This window comes from Rhodoferax sp. EU05-FHT12H12 (genome assembly GCF_058791215.1).
Genome location: NZ_JBYTDI010000007.1, coordinates 60,100 through 83,444 on the forward strand (window position 1 = coordinate 60,100; position 23,345 = coordinate 83,444).

Genomic DNA, 23,345 nt, shown 5'->3' on the forward strand with positions numbered 1-23,345 from the left:
TGCGGTGCATTCTTGGCGCAAACTTGACCTCCATCAATAGATGGCGCCGTGCGTACCAGGATGTTGCAGGTGGCGATACCGCATTTAAAACTAAATATCTCGATAAATATAGATATTTATTCGTGTAAAAACTTTTAAAAATACGCACAAGTTTCACATTTCATGGAGTGCGTATGTTCCAAGCCGTCCCCCCCCGTTTGCCCACCCCCTACCGCCCGGAGAGCGAAATCGTTGCGCAGCGTCTGCAGCAATTGGACGGCACCTTGTACTGGGCCCATGCCGCCCGCACCGCCGAACCTTGGGTGCAGGCCGTGCGCGAGAACCCGCCGCCCTTCTGGGCCATGGAAAGCCTGCTCAAGGAATACCCCATCTCCAGCGCCGAAGGTCTGGCCCTGATGCGCCTGGCCGAAGCCCTGCTGCGGGTGCCGGATGCCGAGACCGCCATCGCGCTGACCACCGACCAACTGGGCCGCGCTGACTTCGAGGCCAGCGGCGACAAGGTGCTCGCGCGCCTGTCCAGTACGGCCATTGCGCTGTCCAAACACTTTTTGCCCGATGCGCAGAACGAGCCCGGTCTCATGGCCAAGTTGGGTGCGCGCACGGTGGTGGCGGCCACCCTGCGTGCCGTGCAGCTCTTGGGCCGCCAGTTCGTGCTGGGCCAGACCATGCCCGAGGCGATGAAGGAGGCCGATGCCGCACGCAAAAAAGCCAATGTGCGCTTCAGCTACGACATGCTGGGCGAGGGCGCCCGCACCGACAAGGACGCGTTGCGCTATTTGAAGAGTTATGGTGACGCTATTGATTTCATAGCTGCTCGCACAAGCAAGACGGGCGCACTGGCCGAAAACGATGGTATTTCCATCAAACTGAGCGCGCTCTACCCGCGCTACGAAGACGCGCACCGCCAGGCGGTGCTGGACGCGCTGGTGCCCCGCGTCTGGACGCTGTGCGAAGCGGCTGCGGCGGCCCATATCAACCTGACCATTGACGCGGAAGAGGTGGACCGCCTGGAGCTGTCGCTCGAAGTGCTGGAAGCTCTGTTGGTACTGGTGGCCCGCCACTGCCCGCAGTGGACCGGCCTGGGCCTGGCCATGCAGGCCTACCAGACCCGTGCGCTGGAGCTCATCGAGCACGTCACCGTGCTGGCCCGCAAGTACCAGATCAAGCTGATGTGTCGCCTGGTCAAAGGCGCCTACTGGGACGCCGAAATCAAGCGCGCCCAGGAGTTGGGCCTGCCGCACTACCCGGTGTTCACCCACAAGCACCACACCGATGTGTCCTACCTGGCCTGCGCCCGTGCCCTGCTGGCGGCGCCGGATGCCATCTACCCCCAGTTCGCCACCCACAACGCGGCGACCATCGCTGCCATTTTGCAAATGGGCGCCAAAAGTGGCGCACCGTTTGAGCTGCAGCGCCTGCACGGCATGGGTGAAGGGGTGTACCGCGAGGTGTTGAAGAACCCCCTGGTCGCCTGCCGCGTCTACGCCCCTGTGGGCGCGCACAAAGATTTGTTGGCCTACCTGGTGCGCCGCCTGCTGGAAAACGGCGCCAACTCCAGCTTTGTGCACCAGTTGGCCGACGAGTCGGTGGGCATGGAGGAGCTGCTGATCTCGCCCCTGCGACTGGAGCCCCACCCCAGCCTGCCATTGCCGGCCGACCTGTTTGGCACGCACCCGGGCAGCCGCGCCAACAGCACCGGCCTGGACCTGACCGTGGCCACCATGCGCGATCCGCTGTTGGCTGCCCTGCCGGCCACCCCGGTGCCGGTGGTGCCCGAGTTTGATATCAAACGGGTGCCTGATGCTTATGCCGCCTGCGCAAGCAGCTATCAAAAATGGAGCAAAGTGCCCGTCGAAGAGCGCGCCGTGGTGCTGCGTCGCGCTGCCGATGCGCTGCAGGCCGCCATGCCGCAGTTCTGCGCACTGCTGGTCAAAGAAGCCTTCAAGACCTGGGGTGACGCGGTGAGCGAGGTGCGCGAGGCCGTGGACTTCCTGCGCTACTACGCCGACGAGGCGCAGCGCATCATGCAGCCCATTCAGTGTCCCGTGGTCGCCAACGCACAAGCCGGCTACCAGTACGGCGTGACCGGCGAGACCAACACCCTGCGCCTCACCGCGCGTGGCGTCTGGGTCTGCATCAGCCCCTGGAACTTCCCGCTGGCCATCTTCATGGGCCAGGTGGCCGCCGCCCTGGCCACGGGCAACACGGTGCTGGCCAAGCCGGCCGAGCAAACCCCAGGCGTGGCCAAAGCCGCAGTGGACCTGATGGTGGCCGCTGGCGTACCCGCCGATGCCTTGCAACTGCTGCATGGTGCGGGCGAAACCGTAGGCGCCGCCCTGGTGGCCCAGCCCGGCGTGGCCGGTGTGGTGTTCACAGGCTCCACCCAGGTGGCCAAGATCATCCAGCGCGCGCTGGCCGCCAAAGACGGCCCCATCGTGCCGCTGATTGCCGAGACCGGTGGCATCAACGCCATGCTGGTGGACAGCAGCGCGCTGCCCGAACAGGTGGTGGACGCGGTGGTGCAAAGCGCCTTCCGCTCGGCCGGCCAGCGCTGCTCCGCACTGCGCCTGTTGGTGGTGCACCATGCCATTGCCGACGGTGTGATCGAGATGCTGCAAGGGGCGGCCCAGGAATTGCAGGTGGGCACGCCGGCCGACTTGGCCACGGACCTGGGGCCGGTGATCGACCGGGAGGCCTATGACAACATCCAGCGCCACATCGACCGTCTGAAAAATGAGTCAAAAGTGCTTGTGGCGCCCGCAAATAATGCGCAAGCAGCTACTGATTTAATAGCGAATCTGATTGCACCACATGCTTTCGAGGTGGCCAGCATTGCCCAGGTGAAGGCCGAAATCTTCGGCCCGGTGCTGCAGGTGGTGCGCTGGGGCACGGGGGATACCAGCAACCCCGAGGACGTGATCGCACATATCAACGCGCTGGGCTACGGCCTCACGCTGGGCATCCAGACCCGCATCGACAGCCGCGCCCAGGCGCTGGCCAATGCGGCGCATGTGGGCAACATCTACATCAACCGCAACATGATTGGCGCCGTGGTGGGGGTGCAGCCTTTCGGTGGCGAAGGCCTGTCAGGCACCGGCCCCAAAGCCGGCGGCCCGCACTACCTGTTCCGCTTCTGCGCGGAGCAGACGGTGACCGTGAATACGACCGCCGCGGGTGGCAACGCTGCGCTGCTGGCCAGCCTGCATTGACGCAAAAGACGGGCGTTGCCAGGCACAGCCCGGACGGAGCGGTGCGCCCCAGGCTGCCTCATGCCGGGGCTTGCTGCGTCACCCACTCCGCCAGGGCCGGGGCGGTCATGGGCCGGGCAAAGAAGTAGCCCTGCGCGTAGTCGCACCCCGCGTCGATCAACAGGTCGCGCTGCTGGGCGGTTTCCACCCCCTCGGCCACCACCTGCAGGCCTAGCGCATGGGCCATGGCCACCATCGCTTTGCACAGCGTGAAGTTGGTGGACCCCGGCTGCAGGTCGCGCACAAAGGACTGGTCGATCTTGATGAAGTCGATGTCGAACTTCAACAGGTAGGACAGGGAGGAATAGCCGGTGCCGAAGTCGTCCAGCGCCACCTGCAGTCCCGCGTCGCGCCACTCCAGCAGCTTGGCGGTCACACCGTCATTGCTGTCCAGCAACACGCCTTCGGTGATTTCGATGGACAGGCTGTCGCCGGGCAGACCCATGGCCGCCAGGCGCCGCACCCAGTTGGCGTCGGGCAGCTGGGTGTGCTGGAACTGCACGGGCGAGGTATTGATGCTTATTTGAAAGGTCGGTGCCAGGCTGCGGCGCCAGGCCTGCACCTGCAGCGCAGCCTGCTCAAACACCCAGTCACCCATGGGCACGATCAGGCCACTGGTCTCGGCCATGGGGATGAATGCGGCCGGGCTGATCAGCCCGCGCTCGGGGTGGCGCCAGCGCAGCAGGGCCTCGGCCTTGTGCACGGCGCCACTGGCCAGCGCCACGATGGGCTGGTAGAGCAGCTGCAACTGCTGCTGGCCCACTGCGTGGCGCAAGTCGTTGGTCAGCCGGGCACGCGTGAGCGCAGCTTCCTGGAGCGCCGGGGTGAAGAAGCTGAAGCGGTTGCGCCCTGCGCCCTTGGCCACATACAGCGCCTGGTCGGCGTTTTTGTACAGCGCCTCCAGCTCGGTGCCGTCGGCCGGGTAGAGCGTGACGCCCACGCTGGCCGACACAAACACCTGCTCCTGCCCGAGCTGGAATACCTGGGCCATGGTCTGTAGCAGCTTGTGCAGCAGCTGCTCCAGGTGGGTGTCGGGCGCCAGCTCGGTGAGCAGCACGGTGAACTCGTCGCCGCCCATGCGGGCTACGGTGTCGCATTCGCGCACGCACTGGCGCAGGCGGCGCGCCGCCTCTACCAGCAGCAGGTCGCCGTTGTCATGGCCCAGGGTGTCGTTAACTTCCTTGAAGTGGTCCAGGTCGATGAACAGGATGGCCAGTTGCAGGCCGTCGCGGCGGCTGCGTTTGATTTCCTGCTCCAGCCGGTCGCGCAGCATGCGCCGGTTGGGCAGGCCGGTCAGGGGGTCGAAATAGGCATGCTGGCGCACCTGGGCTTCGGCGTTCTTGCGGTCGGTGATGTCGGTGTGCGTGCCAATCATGCGGGCAGGCGTGCCGTTGGCGTCGCGGCTGATCACCATGCCGCGGGTGTGCACCCATTTCCAGCTGCCGTCTTTGCACCGCACGCGGTGTTCGTTGGAGTAGGTGGGGGTCATGCCGTCGAAGTGGGCCTGGCGGTCTCGCTGCATGGCCTCTACATCGTCCGGGTGGGTGCGTTGGTCGAGCTCTTCGGGCCGGTCGGCCAGTTCGTCTTCGGTAAAGCCGTACATCTCCACCAGGCGTTTGCTGAAGTATTCGCGCCCGCTGGCAATGTGCCAGTCCCACACGCCGTCGCCGGTGCTCTCCAGTGCCAGTTTCCAGCGTTCTTCGCTGTCGCGCAGGGCGATCTCGGCGGCCTTGCGATCGGTGATGTCGGTGTGGGTGCCAATCATGCGCAGTGGTTGGCCCTGGGCGTTGCGGCTCACCACCGTGCCACGCGTGTGGATCCACTTCCAGTGGCCGTCCTTGCAGCGCAGGCGCAAATCCGCGGCGTAGCTGGGGATGCGGCCCTGCAGGTAGTCGGTGAATGCCGCGCTCACGTGGGGCAGGTCGTCCGGGTGGACGCGGCTCACAAACTCGTGGTTGGCGTCGGCAATTTCGCCGACCTCGTAGCCCAGCATTTGCTGCCAGCGTTGGGAGTGGATTTGCTCGCCGGTGATCAGGTTCCAGTCCCAGGCCCCAGCGCCAGAGCCCTCCAGGGCCAATTTCCAGAGGTTGTCACTGTCGTCTTCGAACTGGGAGCCGCTCCAGGCCCGAAAGCGGTGGGGCAGGTGCAACTCGTCCAGTGCGGAAGAGATCGGCGCAGCGGTGGGGGGGAGAGGGTCAGGGTCTGGAATCACGGCACCGGCCTGTACACAGTCGCAATAGGCGTGCGCCCATCAATCTTTGAGACTCTAACGCAAACTGCGGGCCACCGCCATGGTGGCTTGTCCTCTGTGCAATGGCGTGGGAGCGCACTGAAATGGACGTGTGAAATGCTGTTTTTGCGCTGCTTTCCTACGCCCCACCCCCATAAACTGAATCCGTGGTGGGGGAGATCCCTTTCGGCACCTCTTTGCACTCTGTTGGAACACCTATGACATCCAAAAAAACCATCTCCAGCATGGAGGCCCTGGCCATGCTGGGCGACCGCGTCCTGCTCAGCTATATCTGCCTGGCCGCGGTGGTCAGCATCGCCCTGGGCGTGAACTTTGTCGACTCGGGCCTGGCCCTCACCGCCACACTGGTCTTGCTGGCCCTGGCCTTTGGTGTGTTTGGGCTGGCCCGCTACACCGTGGCCAGCCGTTTTGTGCTGACCTTTGTCCTGGTGTCTTTTGTGGCCCTGCATATCCAGTTGGCCCGCGGCATGTCGGAGATGCACTTCGGCGTGTTTGTGGCGCTGGCCTTGTTCCTGGTCTACCGTGACTGGCGTGTCATCGTCTTTGGTGCCGCCCTGTTTGCGGTGCACCATGTGGCATTTGACCGCTTGCAGGCGGCGGGTTTTGGCCTGTATTGCACCACCGAAGCGGACTTTGGCCGCATCGTCATCCACGCGCTGTATGTGGTGATCCAGTCGGGCGTGGAAGCGGTCATGGCCATCAACATGGCCCGGGCCGCCCGCGAAGGCGACGAGCTGCGTATTCTGGTGGCCCATGTGAACCGGGAGGACAGCATCTCCCTCGATGTGCGGGGCACGCTCACCAGCACCCGCGGCGGCGACTCGCTCAAGGCCACCCTGGGCCGTATGGAGGTCGCCGTGGCCGCCGTGCGCAGCAGCTCGGCCAGCATTGAGGTGGCCTGCTCCGAAATTGCCAGCGGCAACCAGGACCTGAGCAACCGCACCGAGCAGACCGCCGCGAATCTGCAGCGCACTGCCAGCAGCATGGAGCAGCTCACCGGTGCCGTCAGCCTGTCGGCCGACAACGCCCGCGAGGCCAACACCCTGGCCCTGGCCGCCAGCCAAACCGCCGCCAAAGGCGGTGAGGTGGTGGCCCAGGTGGTGCAGACCATGCAGGGCATCAATGACAGCTCGCGCAAGATCAGCGACATCATCAGCGTCATCGACGGCATTGCCTTCCAGACCAATATCCTGGCGCTGAACGCAGCGGTAGAAGCTGCCCGTGCCGGAGAGCAAGGCCGCGGCTTTGCGGTGGTGGCCAGTGAGGTGCGTAGCCTGGCTGGCCGCAGCGCCGAAGCCGCCAAAGAGATCAAAACGCTCATCAGCGACAGCGTGGAGCGTGTGGAGCAGGGCAGCGCCTTGGTCAATCACGCAGGCGAGACCATGACCGAGGTGGTGGGGAGCATCCGCCGGGTGACCGAGATCGTGGGTGAAATCAGCGCGGCCAGTGCCGCCCAGGCCACCGGAGTGGCAGAGGTGCGCGACGCCGTGGCCCAAATGGACCAGGCCACCCAGCAAAACGCCGCGCTGGTGGAGGAAATGGCCGCCGCAGCGGGCAGCTTGCGCAGCCAGGCGCAGGACCTGGTGCACACCGTGGCGGTGTTTCGCGGCAACACCGCCAGTGCAACTGGCGTGGTGCCTGCACTGGTGGCTGCCCATTCAGCTGCGCCGCGCCTGCCGGCTGGCGGGGCGGGCATCAACCTGGACAACGCCATCAAGGCCCACGCGGATTGGCGTTCCAAACTGCGCCTGGCGGCGCAGCGCCATGAAACCCTGGATGCGGAGACGGTCAGCCGCGATGACTGCTGTGAATTGGGCAAGTGGTTGCACGGGGCGGGTGCCAACGGCAAATGCGCCGGCGTGCCCAGTTTCAGTGCGCTGATTCAGGCGCACCAGAAATTCCATGTGGCTGCCGGTCAAGTGGCGCAGACGATCAACCAAGGCCAGGCCGCGCGCGCGCAAGACATGCTGGGCAACGGTACGCCGTTCTCGGAGGCCTCGTCCACCGTCACCCGATTGATCGTGCAGCTGAAGAAAGAGTGCAAGCTCGGCTGAGCGGCGCCGGGCTTACTTTCGCATCAAGGTGCTTTTGCCAAACAGCGATGCGATCAGGTCTACCGCCACCTCGGCCGTGCGGTTGCGCTCGTCCAGCGCGGGGTTGAGCTCGAACACATCCAGGCTGGCCATACGGCCGGTGTCGGCAATCATTTCCATGCAGAGCTGCGCCTCGCGGTAGGTGGGGCCACCGCGCACCGTGGTGCCCACGCCGGGCGCGATGTCGGGGTCCAGAAAGTCCACGTCAAAACTCACATGCAAGTGGGTGTTGGCGTCGGTCAGGGCCAACGCCAGTTCCATGGCCGCGCGCATGCCCATCTCGTCGATGTAGCGCATGTCAAAGACCTCCAGGTCCTGCTCGTGCACAAAACGTTTCTCGCCCTCGTCCACACTGCGGATGCCGATTTGCCGCACCCACTTGGGTGAAATGGCGGGCACGTGGCCGCCAATCTCGATCAGCTCTTGCGGCCCAAAGCCGCACAGGCAGGCCACCGGCATGCCGTGGATGTTGCCGCTGGGTGTGAGCGTGTTGGTGTTGAAGTCGGCATGCGCGTCCAGCCACAGCACGCGCAGCTTCTTGCCCGCCTCGCGGCAGTGGCGCGCCACGGCGCTGATGGAGCCTATGCCCAAGCAGTGGTCCCCGCCCAGCACGATGGGCAGGCGGCCGTCCTGCAGCTCGGCGTACACCGCGTCGTGCAGGCTGCGGTTCCAGGCCGTCACCTCGGCCAGGTGGCGGTAGCCGTTGACCGGCGGCAGCCAGGGGTTGCTGGGGCCACTGAGGTTGCCCTTGTCCAGCACCTCCAGCCCGTGGCTTTGCAGCACGCTGGTGATGTTGGCCACGCGCAGGGCTTCGGGCCCCATGCTGGCGCCGCGGCTGCCAGCGCCAATGTCGGTGGGTGCGCCAATCAAGCTGATCTTGTGGTTCATGGGGTTTCCAGTTGGAAGACAGGGAGGCGCTCGCCCACCAGCAGGCCGCGTGCATTGCGAATCTCGGCCGCGCGCCAGGGCTGCAGCGCGGCGCGCTGGGCGTCGTCCAGCCAGCCCAGCTGGTCCAGCACTTCCACGCTGGCCGCAAACAGCGCAGGCTTGTTGCCGTCAATGATCTTGAGGGCAAAAGCCTCGCCCCGGCTTTTGCTACCCACCACCTGCACGCCATCCGCGCCCACCTTGCTGACCCAGTCGCCCCGGCCCACGCGCATGAAGTCCAGGTCGTTGCGGCCGGTGCCGCTGACCATCTCGGGGTGGGCGGTCATGGCTTCGCTCAGCAATGCAAAGCTGGCACCGAACTCAGCGTCCTGCGCGCCGCTGGCTAGGCGCGCGTAGCCGCGGGCCAGGTTGGAAATCGGCATGGCGAAGTTGGGGGCCGAGCAGCCGTCAATGCCCATGGGCATGTCCTGCACCTCCATGCCCACGGCGCGCGCCACATCGCGGGCAATGGCTTGTTGCAGCGGGTGGTCGGGGGCGGTGTAGTCGTCCAGCGGCAGGCCGTGCTGCACGCAATAGGCCACAAAGCCCGCGTGTTTGCCGCTGCAGTTATTGTGGGCCTCGGTGTAGGTGGCGCCTTCGGGGGCACCCTTGTCAAAGTAGCTGAACAGCAGCGGCACATGGCAGCCGCAGCGCAAGGTTTTGTAGGTGTGGCCGGCCTTGGCCAGCATGCTGTTGGCGCCATCCACGTGCATGGCTTCGCCGTTGTGGCTGGCGCACAAGAGCGCGTTCTCGGCTTGCGTAAAACCAAACTGCGCAGGGCCACCGGCCTCCACAAAGGGCAGGGCCTGCAGCGCCTTCAGCGTGGAGCGGGTGAAGGTGACCAGGTGCGGATCACCCGCAAAGGCCTTGAGCTGGCCGGTGCGGTTGACCACGGCAATGGCACCAAAGTGCAGGCATTCGGGCGTACCGCCACGGGCGAGCTGGATCAGGGGGGCAAGGTTCACGGGTCGGGTTCTCCTGCCAACAAGCGTATCCGATTTGGCCGGGGCCGTGCCCGGCCTGTCTATACTGAAACGCTATGGCCACAGCCCAACTTTGCATAGCCCCATGCTGACACCCGAACAGAAAACCCGCTACCAGGAAGACGGCTTCCTCATCCTGCCGAATTTCAAATCCGCCGCCGACATTGCCGCCGTGCGCGCACGGGCCGAGGCCATCGTCGAGGCCTTTGATCCCAACGAGAGCAAGACCATCTTCACCACCAACGACCAGGTGCGCCAGGTGGATCGCTACTTCCTCGATTCGGCCGACCGCATCAGCTGCTTTTTTGAAGAAGAGGCGTTTGGCCCGGACGGCGAGTTGCGCCAGGCCAAGGCCTTGTCCATCAACAAGATTGGCCACGCCTTGCACGACAACGACCCAGTGTTCGAAGCCTTCAGCCACGGCGCGGCGCTGGCAGAGGTAGCGGCCGATGTGGGGCTGACCCGGCCACAGGTCTGGCAGTCCATGTACATCTTCAAGCAGCCCGGTATTGGCGGCGAGGTCGGCTGGCACCAGGACGCCACGTTTTTTGACACCACGCCCATCAGCGTCACCACCTTCTGGTTTGCGCTGGAAGACGCCACGCTGGACAACGGCTGCCTGTGGACCGAACCCGGCGGCCACCGTGGCCCGCGCGGCGTGCTGCGCGAGCGCTTTGAGCGCCATGGCGACACGATCACGATGAAGAAGCTGGACGCCACGCCCTGGCCGGCCAGCAATGTGAATGCGGTTCCGCTGGAGGTGAAGGCGGGCGCGCTGGTGGTCTTCCATGGCCTGCTGCCACACTACAGCGCGCCCAACCGTTCGGCCGTGTCGCGGCATGCCTATACCTTGCATGCGACGGACGCCAGCACGGACTATGCGGCGACCAATTGGCTGCAGCGCAGTGCGGCGGACCCGGTGCGGGGCTTTGTACTTTCCTAGTCAACTGGATGGACGGCGGGAGGGCGGTGTCCGTCGCTGGCATGATTGAGGGCTTTTCTCCAGCCATTCTGAATTTTTGACATGACAGACACCTTGCCAATCCCACCCGAAACACTGGCTGCCGATGCCCCTGTGGCCCCGTCCAAGCGGGCTTCCAGGCCCGATGTTTTGCCGGTGTTGGAGCACATGGCGGCCTTGTACCCCCAGATGTTTGGCGCCACGTTCCAGCCCATGAAGCGCGGCATCTTTCAGGACCTGCTGGAGGCCCATCCCGACGCCTTCGAGCGCGACAGCCTCAAGGCAGCGTTGGCCCACCACACCCGGTCGACCCGCTACCTGACGGCGGTGGCCTCGGGGGTTGACCGCTACGACCTGCAAGGCCAGGCGGTGGAGGCAATGGCCCCCGAGCATGTGCACCACGCGCTGCTGGAAGTGTTTCGCCGCCGCCAGACCCGCAGCAAGGAAGACCTGCGCCCCAAGCTCGTGCAGCGCATCGTGGTGGCTTGTGAGGCCTCGGGCCTGACACCCCAAGCCTACAGCGAACTGGTGCGCAGCCGCGACGAAGCCGCCAATGCCGTGCTCGACGAGGCCATGGCGCAAGCCAATGCCCGCGCTGCCAAGACCGAGGCGCTGCTGCAGGCTTTCAAAGCCAGTGGCAAATCGCTGGATGCCTTTGCCGACATGTACGGGCTGGACCCGCGCGCGGTGAGCCGCATGTTGGCGCGGGCCACGGTCGCCTGATGTTGCGGATGCGGCGCTCCTAAATAAGGAGCTGGTCGCGCATATTCCATGCGGGCTATAGGTCTATTTGACTTAAAAACGATGCGTAAAGGCCCGTAAAAAAGCCCCTCGGCGAGGGGCTTGGATTTGCGTCGGGGGCTGGTTTATTTGCAGTACACGCGGGCGGTGCGGGGTGTGTAGATGCCCAGGGTGACCATGCCAAGCAGCACATCGGTGGCCGACTGCTCTACGGCAACGCCGGTGACTTTGTCGGCACCGCCACACACCTTGCCAGCGTCCACCGACTTCATTTGCCCAATGCCGCTGACAAAGAAGGTCTGGCTGTCTTCGGCTTTGGCGGTCGGCGTGGCCGAGAGTTCACCCGCGACGTTGAAGCGTTGGTTGGCGCAACCGCTCAGCAGCGCGACGGCGGTGATGACGGTGAAAGCTGATTTCATCATTCAAGAATCTCCCTAAGTGAGTTTGCAGACAGACAGCCTGTGTCTCACAGGCTGCAGGCCATTGAAACCCGCTTGGGCCCAGGCGTCAAGATGAGAAATACGAGGCTGGCGGGGTGTGCATCTCTGCACGGTGTTTCAGCAAACCCTGGGGGGCTCTTGTCGGGCCTAGAACCGGGGCAAGTCCGGGTGCTTGATCTTGCCGCCGCGCACCAGCTCGCGGCCGTATTCGGCGCAGCGCTGCAGCGTCGGAATCACCTTGCCGGGATTGAGCAGGCCCTTGGGGTCAAACGCGGCCTTGAGGGCGAACATCTGCGCGTTTTCTTCGGCGCTGAATTGCACACACATGCTGTTGAGTTTTTCCACGCCCACGCCGTGCTCGCCGGTCACCGTGCCGCCCATGGCCACACTGGTTTCCAGAATCTCGGCGCCAAACAGTTCGCAGCGGCGCAACTGGTCGGCGTCGTTGGCATCGAACAGGATCAGCGGGTGCAGATTGCCGTCGCCCGCGTGGAACACATTGGCGCAGCGCAGCTGGTACTTCTTCTCCATCTCGGCAATCGCCAGCAGGATGTCGGCCAGCCGTGCACGGGGGATGGTGCTGTCCATGCACATGTAGTCGGGGCTGATGCGGCCGCTGGCAGGGAAGGCGTTTTTGCGTCCGCTCCAGAAGCGCAGGCGTTCGGCCTCGCTGTTGCTGACCGCAATGCCGGTGGCACCCGCACTGCGCAGCACCTCGGTCATGCGGCCAATCTCTTCTTCCACCTCTTCGGGTGTGCCGTCGCTTTCGCACAGCAAAATCGCCTCGGCACTCAGGTCGTAACCCGCGTGCACAAAATCTTCTACGGCCGCGGTCATGGGCTTGTCCATCATCTCCAGCCCGGCGGGGATGATGCCGGCCGCAATGACGGCGGCCACCGCGTCACCGGCTTTGCGCAGGTCGTCAAAGCTGGCCATGATGCAGCGTGCCAGTTGCGGCTTGGGCACCAGCTTCACGGTCACTTCGGTGATGACGGCCAGCATGCCCTCGCTGCCTACCACCACACTCATCAGGTCGTAGCCGGGGGCGTCCAGTGCGTCGCCGCCAAATTCAATCGGTTCGCCCTCCATGGTGAAGCCGCGCACCTTCAGCACGTTGTGCAGCGTCAAGCCGTATTTCAGGCAGTGCACGCCGCCCGAGTTCTCGGCCACGTTGCCGCCTATGGTGCAGGCGATCTGGCTGGATGGGTCGGGTGCGTAGTACAGGCCCAGCGGTGAGGCCGCCTCGCTGATGGCCAGGTTGCGCACACCACACTGCACGACTGCCGTGCGGCTGCGCTTGTCCAGTTTGAGGATTTTGTTGAACTTGGCCAGTGACAGCGTCACGCCCAGTGCATGCGGCATGGCCCCGCCGGACAGGCCGGTGCCCGCGCCGCGCGCCACCACCGGCACGTTCAGGCTGTGGCAGACCTTGAGCGCGGCCGCCACCTGCTCCTCGGTCTCGGGCAGCGCCACCAGCAGCGGGCGCTGGCGGTAGGCGGTCAGCCCGTCGCATTCGTAGGGCGTGGTGTCTTCGGTCTGGTAGAGCAGCGCGTGCTTGGGTAAATAGGGCTCCAGCCCTCGCAAAATTTGCGCGAGCAGCTCTGTTTTTGATAGCGAATTCTGAAGGTTGGCGGGAGCGGGAGCGTTCATGGCAGGCTTTCAGGTAGCGTGGTCTGCACTCTAGTGGAAAGCCGGGCGCTGTGGCGTGAAGAAACTGGCGCCTAGCCCACCGCTTTTTTCAACCAGTCGGCAAAAGCCGCCACTTCCCAGCGGTCCATGGCGCCGGTGCGCCAGCACAGGTAGTGGGCGTGGGGGCTGGGTACGTTGTTGTCGTAGAGCCGCACCAGCGAGCCGTTTTCCAGCCAGGGGGCGCCCAGCTTCAGACGCACCAGGCCCACCCCCATCCCCGCGGCCGCGGCGTCGCACATCAGGCCAATGTCGTTGAACTGGGAGCCGTCCACCGGCTCGGGCCAGTCCAGCCCGTTGGCGGCGAACCAGGTGCGCCAGGGTTCCAGCGGGCTGCGCAGGAAGGGCAGGTTGGCCAAGTCTTGCGGTGTCTCAAACGGGCCATGCTCGCGCACAAAGGCGGGCGAGGCCAGCGGCGTCACCTCGTCCTTCATCAGGCACACATGCTCCATGTCGGCGTAACGGCCGGGGCCAAAGCGCACCATCAGGTCAGCGTCCTCGGCCACCACGTCCAGCAGGGGGATGGACACCTGCAAGGTCAGGTCGATCTCGGGGTAAGCGTCGGTGAACTGGCGCAGCCGCGGGATGAGGATGGAGCGCGAAAACGTGGGCGTGACCGCCAGGCGCAGCTTGCGCTTGCCCGGCGCGGCGGATGCGCTGGGAAATTTCTGCAGGATCGCCAGGCCCTCACGCACATGGGCCAGGTACTCGCTGCCCTCGGTGGTCAGTGAAAAGTCGGCGCGGCCAAACAGCTTGGTGCCAATGATCTGCTCCAACTGCCGCACCCGGTGGCTCACTGCGCTGGGTGTGACAAAGAGCTCTTCTGCCGCCAGCGTGACCGATCGCAGCCGTGCCAGGGCCTCAAAGGTCAGCAGGCACTGGATGGGGGGGATGCGGGAGGCGCTCATGGTGGGGATGATGCCACCATTGGGCGTTTTGACACTTGCAACATTTCGGGGCATTTGCACCAGGGATGTTGCAATTGACCAAAGATTGCTACACGGTGCCCGGTCTAGTATGAATTCTCTTCAACTCGAAAGCATTCTGATGACTATGCAAGCCCCTTTTTTTGGCAAACGTCCTGCCGATCCCGTCCATACCCGTCCTGGGCCCACCCAGTCCAGCGGATTGTCGGGCTCTGGCACCAGCGGTGGGGGGCATACATCGGCAGCCCCGGCCCCAGCGCCTGCATCTGCAAAGCCCGCTGACAGCGCGGTAGTGGTCCCGGTTTCGGGGGCGCCTGTTCAGGAGGGTGGCAGCAAGCTGACCGTGGGTCCCAATATCAAACTCAAGGGGGTGGAGATCACCGACTGCGACACCCTGGTGGTCGAGGGCATGGTGGAGGCGACGATGGACTCCCGCGTGATGCAGATTACCGAGATCGGTGCGTTCAAGGGCTCGGCCGAGATTGACTATGCCGAGATCCACGGCGAGTTCAACGGCAATTTGACGGTGCGCGAGAAGTTGGTGATCTACTCCACCGGGCGGGTTAGCGGCAAGATCCGCTACGGCAAGGTTGTGATCCAGGAAGGCGGTCAGCTGATGGGCGATATCCAGTTTGGCGCGGCCCACCGCGGCGAGGTCCTGCCCCCGGCAAAAATGGGGCTGCTCAACGCCGCTTGAGGCGGAGGGGGGCGTTCGCCTGGCATCAGCAAAACTAATGCCCCCGCTGAACTGCGCGCTTTGGCGCGTCAGGCGGTCGATGTCCCGTGTTTTCCCCGAGAGCAAAGCCTATTTGCGCCTGAGGCCCGTCAGTAGAATGGCCCTCTTTTTCCTCTCGGGAGTTGCCCTGTGTCCGACACCCTTGCCGTACTGCCGCAGTACCTGCTCCCCAAAAAAGCCCTGACTGCGTTTGCCGGTGTGATCGCCGGGGCCCGTGGCGGCAAAGCCACTACGGCGCTGATCCGCTGGTTCATCAAGCGTTACAACGTCAACATGGCTGAGGCGGCCAATCCCGACCCTGCGGTCTACCCCACCTTCAACGAGTTCTTCACCCGGGCCCTGAAAGACGGTGTGCGCCCACTTGCTGCTGCGCCCTTTGTGTGTCCGGTCGATGGGGCCATCAGCCAGTTTGGCGCCATCCACAAGGACCAGATCTTCCAGGCCAAGGGCCACCACTACAGCACCACGGCGCTGGTAGGAGGGGATGCCAAGCTGGCGGCGCAGTTCGACAACGGCACCTTTGCCACGATTTACCTCAGTCCGCGCGACTACCACCGCATCCATATGCCTTGCGACGGCGTGTTGCGCCGCATGATCTATGTGCCGGGCGACCTGTTCTCGGTGAACCCGACCACCGCGCGCGGCGTGCCCGGTCTGTTCGCACGCAACGAGCGCGTGGTCTGCGTATTCGACTCTGCGCATGGCCCATTTGTGCTGACGCTGGTGGGTGCCACGGTGGTGGGCAGCATGGCTACGGTGTGGCATGGTGTGGTCAATCCGCCGCGCTTGCCCCAGATTACCGAGTGGCACTATGACGCCAATGCGGTGGTTCTGAAGCAAGGCGAAGAGATGGGCCGTTTCTTGCTAGGTTCCACCGTCGTGATGCTTTTTGGGCGCGACCGCCTTGCATTTGATGGCCCCTGGGCCGCAGGCAAGCCGGTGTGCCTGGGCGAAAAAATGGGCGAAGCCCTGTAAAAACCAGTATCCTGACTCGCAGGGATACTGCACAACTGTTGGAGTGTTAGGTATGCAAGTTTCGTCCTCTGAGACCGCGCTGACCTTGGCCGCTGGCCTGGTGTCGGCACCTGCCCTTGTGGGCAACGCCAACCAGGCCGACGATACGGAGCGTGATTACCGCAGAGCGGTTTTGCCGCGTGTCGCAGCGCTTGAGTCCCTGTCGGTGCGGGCCAGTCTGTGGCTGGCTTTTGCCTGCGTGCTGGCCGGTGCGGTGGTGATTGGTGTGTTTTCGCTGTTCCAGATGGGGCGCCTCAATGCGTCCACCAAGGCCATTTACGAGCAGGAATTTGCGGCCGGCCAAGCGGCTGAGCAGGCGCGGGGACTGATTCTGCGGGCCAGTCGGGCCCAGACCCAGTTGTTGACGGCCACCACCGCGGCGGAGCGCAACACACTGGGGGGCGATATTGAGGCCAGCCTCACCCAAATTGGCCAGCGTCTGGAGGTCATCAAAGGGCTGTCGAATTCCGAAGAAAGCACGGCCTCCAGCCAGCAATTGATCGATGCAATGGCCAACTGGACCAAGCGCCAGCGCGCCTACATCGCGCTTGTCAAAGAGCAGCCGTTGGATCTGATGCAAATGAGTACCGACGTGCCGACCGAAGATGCGCGCTTGCTCAATGACACGCGCAAATTGGAAAAAATTGTGGATTTGCTGGTGGAGCAGCGCTCCAAGTCCGCTGAAGCCACCATCGTGCAGGCAGGCCAGATTTACCAGTCGTCCCAAATGTGGGTGGTGGGCATCATGGGCTTGCTGCTGGTTTTGTCGCTGGTCATCAGTGGCTGGGTGACCCGGCGTTTGGTTCGCCAACTGGGCGGCGAGCCGGCCTATGCCAAGTCCATTGCCAGCCGTATTGCCCAGGGCGACCTGTCCATGCAAATTCGCCTGGATCCCAAAGACACGGAGAGCCTGCTGTATTCGCTGCGGGACATGCAGGGCAAGCTGGCTGACACCATGCGCGAAATTGCCAGCAGCTCCAAGCAGGTGGCCAATGCGTCACGCGAAATCTCCATGGGCAACCTGGACTTGTCACAGCGCACCGAGCTGCAATCGGCATCACTGGAGAAAACCACCACGAACGTGGAGCAAATGGCCGCAATTGCCAAACGGTATGCCGACAGCGCCGCGCAGGCCGCCCAGTTGTCCGGTTTGGCCACACGCTCGGCCCAGCAAGGTGGCGAAGTGGTGGCCAGTGTGGTTTCCACCATGGACAAGATCAGCAAGAGCACCGAGGCCATCCACGCCAATATTGGGGTGATTGAAGGCATCGCCTTCCAGACCAACATCCTGGCGCTGAATGCTGCCGTAGAAGCCGCACACGCGGGCGAGCAGGGGCGGGGTTTTGCGGTGGTGGCATCCGAGGTGCGTTCGCTGGCAGAGCGCAGCGCCAAGGCGGCACGGGAAATCAACGCACTGATTGAAGCCTCGACCACCCAAGTCAAGGACGGCGCGCAGCTGGCGCACAAGGCGGGTCAAACCATCGCCGAGATGTCGCAGAGTGTGCAGCAGGTCAGCACGGTGATGGAGGAGTTGTCTGGCGCCTCGGTACAGCAGAGCTCCGGCATTGAAGAGATTAACCGTGCCGTGGCCCAACTGGACGACAGTACCCAACAAAACGCGGCCTTGGTGGAAGAGGCCGCCGCTGCCGCCCAGTCACTGGACGAGCAGGCCCAGTCGCTGGATCAGTTGGTCGGCCGCTTCCACTTGTAGCCCCAGCGCCCCGCCGCGCGGGGCGATGCCCACCGGGCAAGTGGCAGCATTTCCCCGGTGGCGAATCCGGGCTACTTGAAGATCACGGTCTTGTGGCCGTTCAGCAGCACGCGGTGCTCGCTGTGCCACTTGACTGCGCGCGCCAGTACCTGGCTCTCGGTATCACGGCCCATGGCGGTCAGGTCTTCCACTGTCTTGCTGTGGTCGGCGCGGGCCACGTCCTGCTCGATGATGGGGCCCTCGTCCAGGTCCGCCGTCACGTAATGGGCGGTCGCACCAATCAACTTCACGCCGCGGTCATGCGCCTGGTAGTAGGGCTTGGCGCCCTTGAAACTGGGCAAAAAGCTGTGGTGGATGTTGATGGCGCGGCCGGACAACTTGCGGCACAGGTCGTCGCTCAGGATCTGCATGTAACGCGCCAGCACCACCAGCTCGGCCCCTTCGGACTCGATCACCTCGTAGGCCTTGGCTTCTGCCTGGGCCTTGGTAGCGGCCGTCACCGGAATGTGGTGAAACGGCACGTTGTAGCTGGCCGCCAATTGGTAGAACTCGCGGTGGTTGGAGACGATGGCGCGGATGTCCAACGGCAGCAGGCCACTCTTCCAGCGGAACAGCAGGTCGTTCAGGCAATGGCCTTCCTTGCTGACCATGAGGACGGTGCGCATGGCCTGGGCTGTGGCGTGCAGGCTCCACTGCAGCTGCAGCGGCTCGGCAAAGCTGCCCAGTTGGGCGCGCAGCTCGGCGTGGCTGAGCTGGCTGCAGCTGAACTGCACCCGCATGAAAAACAGTCCGGTATCGGGGTCGTTGTACTGGGCGGCTTCTTCGATATTGCCGCCGCGCTCCAGCAAAAAGCCCGAAACGGCGTGCACCAGACCGAGGCGGTCGGGGCAGGAAAACGTGAGGATGTAAGTCTGGCTCATGGGGCGAGATTGTCGCAGTTCCCCGCCCACCCTTATGCAAAAGGGGCTCCGAAGAGCCCCTGGTCGGGAAGCGCGGGACAGGGTTAGTGCACCACCACCGGGTTTTGCGCCAGCACGGCGTACTGGTCCAGCGTGTCTTCCACCTCTTCCTGGGTGGGCGTGTTCACCTGCCAAGCCTGGATGTGTTGCTGGAACAACTCCGCCCAGGAGCCATCGAGGTAGACCTCTTTGTTGGAGCGCTTGTCCACAATCTCAAAACCATGGCGCGCCAGCATGGGCACTCCCTGGGGGTGGCGCTCGGTTTTTTCGGCGTGCACACCTTCTTGCTCGCCGTTGGCCAGCATGTGGGTGACGGAGAAGGATTCAGAGTCGTACAGGGTGTGCATAGTATTTTCCAGCGAGAGATACATGCCAAATGGGTGTCATCTTTGCGGTTTCAAGAGTAGCAGGAAAACCGCACCGCAGCGAAAAACTCAGGGTTTTTGGCTGCTGGCCCACAACAAATCGAGAAAGTCGCCGTTGGATTCCGTAATGCGGATGCGCAGTGGCAAATACCCCACGCTGGGCACGTACCAGAGCTCCAGCTTCTGGCTGCGCTCGGCCGTGGGTTTGTGGGTCAGCTTGATGGCGGGGAAGGTGCCGCCCGGTACCCGGATGGGTTCCAGCGCATCGGTCTTGAACGTCCAGCTCTCGGCATAGCGGTCGCCCACGGCCTGGAAGGTCACAGTTTTGCCCGGTGTCCACTGTGGGGGCTTGCCGGCCAGCAGGCTGGCCAACTGCATAAAGACACTGAGCTGGTCCTGCGCGCCGTCCTCCAGCGGGGCCTCGGGCGTGTTGGCGCTGAAGGCGATTTTGCCCAGAGGCCGCAGGAAATGCGCACTGACTTCTTCCTTGCCCAGGCGCTTGCTGACAAAGCGCAGCGGCTCCAGCCCTTGGGCAGTGAGTGCGCCTTTGCTGGTCCAGGTTTGCAGGCTCAGGCCAAATTTGCGCACCACGAGTTGCGAGGTGTAGTTGCCACCCTCGTGCTGCCAGAGCAGCTCGGCGCTGCCGGTATAGGGCGAGGAGATCACGCCCTCAAAGTCATAACTCAGGCGCACCGGGGCGGGCACGGCCACGCTTTGTGCGCCAGAGAAGGCTGGCAGCACGGCCAGGGCACACGCCAGCAGGGGCGCGATCAGACGGTGGCGGAGTGCGGTAGGGGGCATGGGCAGTGTTCAGGGGGATTGGCTGTCGGTCCACAGCATGTCCAGCACGTTGCCGTTGCTCTCGGACAGGCGGATGTGGGCGGGCAGGTAGTCCAGCTTGGGGGCCAGCCAGAGTTCGGCTTTGGTGCTGTAGTCGCCGCTGGGCTCGCGCGTGAGCTTGACGGCGGGAAAGGTGCCCCCTGGCACGGTGATGGGTTCTTCTGACGAGACCACAAAGGTCCATGTTTCGCTGTGCCGCGGGCCGATGGACTGGAAGCTGATGCTGTCACCCGCCGCATAGCGCTGCGGCTCACCGGCCCACAGGCTGGCCAGTTGGACGAACACGCTGAGGTGGTCTTGCGCACCGGGCAGCAAGGGCACCTCGGGCGTGTTGGCGCTGAAGATGACTTTGCCTTCCTCGCGCACAAAGTGCGCAGCAACCTCACTGCTGCGGCCCTTGTCGCCAAAACGCAGGGGGGCCAGGCCGGCCTCGGTCAGTGCGCCCTTGCTGGCCCACTGCCGCAGCTGGAACCGGAACTTGGTGGCAAGCAGACTGGCCTGGTAGCTGCTGCCGTCGTGCTGCCAGCTGAGCTGGGCGCCCCCGGTGTTGCGGTTGCCGCTGGTGAGCGCCCAGACGTCATAGTTCAGGCGCACCGGGGGCGGAAAGGCGTAGCGCTGCGGGCGTTCCTCTTCCTCTGGTTCCGGGGTGGCCATGGCAGAGGGCTCTGCCATCCGGGTGCGCGGCGACTTTGCTATGAATTCAGGAGCTGTTGGCGCAGATTCTGCGGAGGCTGTAGCCATAAAAGGCTGTAAATTTTCGGTCGCGGCAGTGGTCGTGGGACTGGTCTGCGCTGCCGCAGGACGTACCGGCGCGGGCGCTGGGGGCTGTGGGGCCGGGGGCGTGGGGGGCACTACTACGGGTGTGGCTGCTGCAGGCGGCAGCACCCGGGTTTGCATGGCGATGGCGCCTGTTTCTTGTGGTGCCTCGTACGTGGTCCAGGGCGCGGGCAGCGGCATGCCAACCAGCAACCACGCGTGCAAGCCCAGCACCGCAGCCAGCACCAGCGCCAGTCCTTTGAGGGGCCAGGTGGGGCGCGGGGTGGCGGAGTGCGCGATCGGACGTAACGCCAAAGACATGCTGGGTACAACGCAAAAGTCCAGTGTACGGTAGACAGCTGGCAGGCCCTACGCCAAACCCGGCGAAAATGCCCGCATGAAACTCGCTACCTACCAAGACGGCTCCCGCGACGGGCAGCTGGTGGTCGTATCCCGCGACCTGAGCCAGGCGCACTACGCGACCCACATCGCCAACCGCCTGCAGCAGGTGCTGGACGACTGGAATTACCTCGCTCCCCAGCTCGAAGACCTCTATGTCCTGTTGAACCAGGGCCGCGCGCGCCATGCCTTCCCGTTTGACCCGGCCCAGTGTTTGGCACCGCTGCCGCGCGCCTACCAGTGGGCCGATGGCTCGGCCTACCTGAACCATGTGGAGCTGGTGCGCCAGGCGCGTGGCGCCGAGGTGCCCGAGAGTTTTGCCACCGACCCGCTGATGTACCAGGGCGGCAGCGACGACTTGGCCGGCCCGCAGGCCGACATCGTCTGCGCCAACCTGGCCTGGGGCGTGGACTTTGAGGCGGAGCTGGCGGTGATCACCGGTGATGTGCCCCTGGGTTGCCCCAGCGACCGCGCCATCGACGCGGTGCGCCTCGTGGTGCTGGCCAACGATGTGACACTGCGCAACCTGGTGCCCGACGAACTGGCCAAGGGCTTTGGTTTTGTGCAGAGCAAACCCGCCACCGCTTTTGGCCCGGTGGCCATCACGCCCGACGAACTGGGCGATGCCTGGGCGCGTGGTCGCGTGCACTTGCCTGTGCAATGCACCTGGAACGGACGCAAGGTTGGCATGTGCGAGGCCGGTACCGACATGACATTCCACTTCGGCCAGCTGATTGCCCACCTGGCCAAGACCCGCCGCGTGCGCGCCGGCTCCATCATTGGCTCGGGCACCATCAGCAACAAGGGCGTGGCGCGCAAAAACCGCACCGACTGGCCCAACGGCTACAGCTGCATTGCCGAGAAGCGTGCGATGGAAACCCTCCAGGACGGCCAGCCCAGCACCGAGTACATGCAGTACGGCGACACCATCCGCATCGAGGTGAAAGGCCGCGACGGGCAGAGCGTGTTTGGCGCCATCTTGCAGGAAGTGGTGCCACCCGAGAGCCGGGGCCGAACAGCCCCAGGCGCTGCTGCGGCATCCGTTTCTGGCGATACTGCCGCGCCGGTGTCTGCCGACCCCACGCCCGCGCCCTCCACCGAGAGCGCCCCCGATTCTTCTACCGAGACCTCCGAATGAAAACACGCGCCGCCGTTGCCTGGAAAGCAGGCCAACCCCTGACCATCGAAACCGTGGACCTGCAAGGCCCCAAATTCGGTGAAGTGTTGGTGGAAATCAAAGCCACCGGCATTTGCCACACCGATTACTACACGCTCAGCGGTGCGGACCCCGAAGGCATCTTCCCCGCCATCCTGGGCCACGAAGGCGCGGGCATTGTGGTGGACGTAGGCCCCGGCGTGACCACGCTCAAAAAGGGCGACCACGTCATTCCGCTCTACACACCCGAGTGCCGCACCTGCAAGTTTTGCCTTTCGCGCAAGACCAACCTGTGCCAGCTGATCCGTGGCACGCAGGGCAAGGGCCTGATGCCCGACGCGACCAGCCGCTTCAGCCTGAATGGCGATCCCATCTTCCACTACATGGGCACCTCCACTTTCAGCAACTACACCGTGGCGCCCGAAATCTCGCTGGCCAAGATCCGCGAAGACGCACCGTTTGACAAGGTCTGCTACATCGGCTGCGGTGTGACTACCGGCATCGGTGCGGTGATCTTCACCGCCAAGGTGGAGGCCGGTGCCAACGCCGTGGTGTTTGGTTTGGGCGGCATTGGCCTCAACGTGATCCAGGGCCTGAAGATGGTGGGCGCCGACAAGATCATCGGCGTGGACCTGAACCCCGCGCGCGAAGCCATGGCCCGCCAGTTCGGCATGACGCACTTTTTGAACCCCAAGGACATCGAGGCCGCGGGCGGCAACATCGTGGACGCGATTGTTCAACTCACCGACGGCGGTGCCGACTACAGCTTCGAGTGCATCGGCAACACCAAGGTCATGCGCCAGGCGCTGGAGTGCACGCACAAGGGTTGGGGCCGCAGCATCATCATTGGCGTGGCAGAGGCCGGTGCCGAAATCTCCACGCGCCCCTTCCAGTTGGTCACTGGCCGCAAGTGGGAAGGCTCAGCCTTTGGCGGCGCACGTGGCCGCACCGATGTGCCCAAGATCGTGGACTGGTACATGGAAGGCAAGATCAACATCGACAGCCTGATCACCCACACCATGCCGCTGGAAGACATCAACAAGGGCTTTGACCTGATGAAGCGCGGTGAGTCGATTCGCGGTGTTGTCATTTATTGATTGAAACAGGCCTCTAGCCCGCGTGGTTATTGCGCAAGCAGCTTCTTTTTTGATAG

The 23,345-nt window shown here is 64.1% G+C and carries 19 protein-coding genes; 9 read left to right on the plus strand and 10 right to left on the minus strand.

What is annotated here, in order from left to right:
• Positions 1-173: 173 nt before the first annotated feature.
• Entirely contained in the window at positions 174-3,209 is a 3,036-nt protein-coding gene (locus AC3WS7_RS17190; protein WP_492657203.1) for an L-glutamate gamma-semialdehyde dehydrogenase, read from the plus strand.
• A gap of 58 nt (positions 3,210-3,267) precedes the next feature.
• On the opposite strand, the gene AC3WS7_RS17195 is transcribed toward AC3WS7_RS17190, so the two are convergent.
• Complete coding sequence (locus AC3WS7_RS17195) at positions 3,268-5,460, minus strand: putative bifunctional diguanylate cyclase/phosphodiesterase (protein ID WP_296468240.1); 2,193 nt, start codon at positions 5,458-5,460, stop codon at positions 3,268-3,270.
• Between the two features lie 236 nt (positions 5,461-5,696).
• Here AC3WS7_RS17195 and AC3WS7_RS17200 point away from each other — a divergent pair, with 236 nt between their 5' ends.
• Positions 5,697-7,553 (plus strand): methyl-accepting chemotaxis protein, encoded by a 1,857-nt coding sequence (locus tag AC3WS7_RS17200; protein ID WP_492657204.1) that lies wholly within the window; start codon positions 5,697-5,699, stop codon positions 7,551-7,553.
• 12 nt (positions 7,554-7,565) lie between these two features.
• On the opposite strand, the gene rocF is transcribed toward AC3WS7_RS17200, so the two are convergent.
• On the minus strand, positions 7,566-8,480 hold the full coding sequence (rocF, locus tag AC3WS7_RS17205) for an arginase (protein WP_492657205.1): 915 nt from the start codon (positions 8,478-8,480) through the stop codon (positions 7,566-7,568).
• The gene (locus tag AC3WS7_RS17210; RefSeq protein WP_492657206.1) at positions 8,477-9,484 is read right to left on the minus strand and encodes an asparaginase; all 1,008 of its coding nucleotides are present in this window, start codon (positions 9,482-9,484) and stop codon (positions 8,477-8,479) included. Before AC3WS7_RS17210 ends, rocF begins: the two co-directional genes overlap by 4 nt.
• A 103-nt stretch (positions 9,485-9,587) precedes the next feature.
• Here AC3WS7_RS17210 and AC3WS7_RS17215 point away from each other — a divergent pair, with 103 nt between their 5' ends.
• Both AC3WS7_RS17215 and AC3WS7_RS17220 read left to right on the plus strand, forming a co-directional pair.
• Positions 9,588-10,445: a phytanoyl-CoA dioxygenase family protein gene (locus AC3WS7_RS17215; protein WP_492657207.1), complete on the plus strand. Its 858-nt coding sequence runs from the start codon at positions 9,588-9,590 to the stop codon at positions 10,443-10,445.
• A gap of 81 nt (positions 10,446-10,526) precedes the next feature.
• On the plus strand, positions 10,527-11,186 hold the full coding sequence (locus tag AC3WS7_RS17220) for a ProQ/FINO family protein (protein ID WP_492657208.1): 660 nt from the start codon (positions 10,527-10,529) through the stop codon (positions 11,184-11,186).
• Positions 11,187-11,329: 143 nt separating this feature from the next.
• Here the strand turns inward: AC3WS7_RS17220 and AC3WS7_RS17225 are convergent, their stop codons facing one another.
• From AC3WS7_RS17225 to AC3WS7_RS17235, 3 genes are all read right to left on the minus strand, one after another.
• Positions 11,330-11,626: a Bor family protein gene (locus AC3WS7_RS17225; RefSeq protein WP_296468251.1), complete on the minus strand. Its 297-nt coding sequence runs from the start codon at positions 11,624-11,626 to the stop codon at positions 11,330-11,332.
• A 165-nt stretch (positions 11,627-11,791) separates the two neighbouring features.
• Positions 11,792-13,294, minus strand: a complete 1,503-nt coding sequence (locus tag AC3WS7_RS17230; RefSeq protein WP_492657209.1) for an FAD-linked oxidase C-terminal domain-containing protein — start codon at positions 13,292-13,294, stop codon at positions 11,792-11,794.
• 71 nt (positions 13,295-13,365) lie between these two features.
• Positions 13,366-14,238 (minus strand): LysR substrate-binding domain-containing protein, encoded by an 873-nt coding sequence (locus AC3WS7_RS17235; protein WP_296468254.1) that lies wholly within the window; start codon positions 14,236-14,238, stop codon positions 13,366-13,368.
• Positions 14,239-14,377: 139 nt separating this feature from the next.
• Here AC3WS7_RS17235 and AC3WS7_RS17240 point away from each other — a divergent pair, with 139 nt between their 5' ends.
• The 3 genes from AC3WS7_RS17240 to AC3WS7_RS17250 all read left to right on the plus strand — a co-directional run bounded on the left by AC3WS7_RS17240 (position 14,378) and on the right by AC3WS7_RS17250 (position 17,717).
• The gene (locus AC3WS7_RS17240) at positions 14,378-14,953 is read left to right on the plus strand and encodes a bactofilin family protein (protein ID WP_492657210.1); all 576 of its coding nucleotides are present in this window, start codon (positions 14,378-14,380) and stop codon (positions 14,951-14,953) included.
• Between the two features lie 168 nt (positions 14,954-15,121).
• Positions 15,122-15,967, plus strand: a complete 846-nt coding sequence (gene asd, locus AC3WS7_RS17245; RefSeq protein WP_492657211.1) for an archaetidylserine decarboxylase — start codon at positions 15,122-15,124, stop codon at positions 15,965-15,967.
• Between the two features lie 52 nt (positions 15,968-16,019).
• Positions 16,020-17,717: a methyl-accepting chemotaxis protein gene (locus AC3WS7_RS17250; protein WP_296468283.1), complete on the plus strand. Its 1,698-nt coding sequence runs from the start codon at positions 16,020-16,022 to the stop codon at positions 17,715-17,717.
• A 71-nt stretch (positions 17,718-17,788) separates the two neighbouring features.
• Here the strand turns inward: AC3WS7_RS17250 and purU are convergent, their stop codons facing one another.
• From purU to AC3WS7_RS17270, 4 genes are all read right to left on the minus strand, one after another.
• Positions 17,789-18,637, minus strand: a complete 849-nt coding sequence (purU, locus tag AC3WS7_RS17255) for a formyltetrahydrofolate deformylase (RefSeq protein WP_296468285.1) — start codon at positions 18,635-18,637, stop codon at positions 17,789-17,791.
• An 83-nt stretch (positions 18,638-18,720) separates the two neighbouring features.
• Positions 18,721-19,023: a BTH_I0359 family protein gene (locus AC3WS7_RS17260; protein ID WP_492657212.1), complete on the minus strand. Its 303-nt coding sequence runs from the start codon at positions 19,021-19,023 to the stop codon at positions 18,721-18,723.
• A gap of 87 nt (positions 19,024-19,110) precedes the next feature.
• Positions 19,111-19,842: a DUF3108 domain-containing protein gene (locus AC3WS7_RS17265; protein WP_492657213.1), complete on the minus strand. Its 732-nt coding sequence runs from the start codon at positions 19,840-19,842 to the stop codon at positions 19,111-19,113.
• Positions 19,843-19,851: 9 nt separating this feature from the next.
• Positions 19,852-20,958, minus strand: coding sequence for a DUF3108 domain-containing protein (locus AC3WS7_RS17270; RefSeq protein WP_492657214.1), 1,107 nt, complete (start codon positions 20,956-20,958; stop codon positions 19,852-19,854).
• Between the two features lie 76 nt (positions 20,959-21,034).
• On the opposite strand from AC3WS7_RS17270, the gene AC3WS7_RS17275 reads away from it, so the two are divergent.
• Complete coding sequence (locus AC3WS7_RS17275; RefSeq protein WP_492657215.1) at positions 21,035-22,174, plus strand: fumarylacetoacetate hydrolase family protein; 1,140 nt, start codon at positions 21,035-21,037, stop codon at positions 22,172-22,174.
• Positions 22,171-23,289, plus strand: a complete 1,119-nt coding sequence (locus tag AC3WS7_RS17280) for an S-(hydroxymethyl)glutathione dehydrogenase/class III alcohol dehydrogenase (protein WP_310342238.1) — start codon at positions 22,171-22,173, stop codon at positions 23,287-23,289. Before AC3WS7_RS17275 ends, AC3WS7_RS17280 begins: the two co-directional genes overlap by 4 nt.
• Positions 23,290-23,345 lie beyond the last annotated feature (56 nt).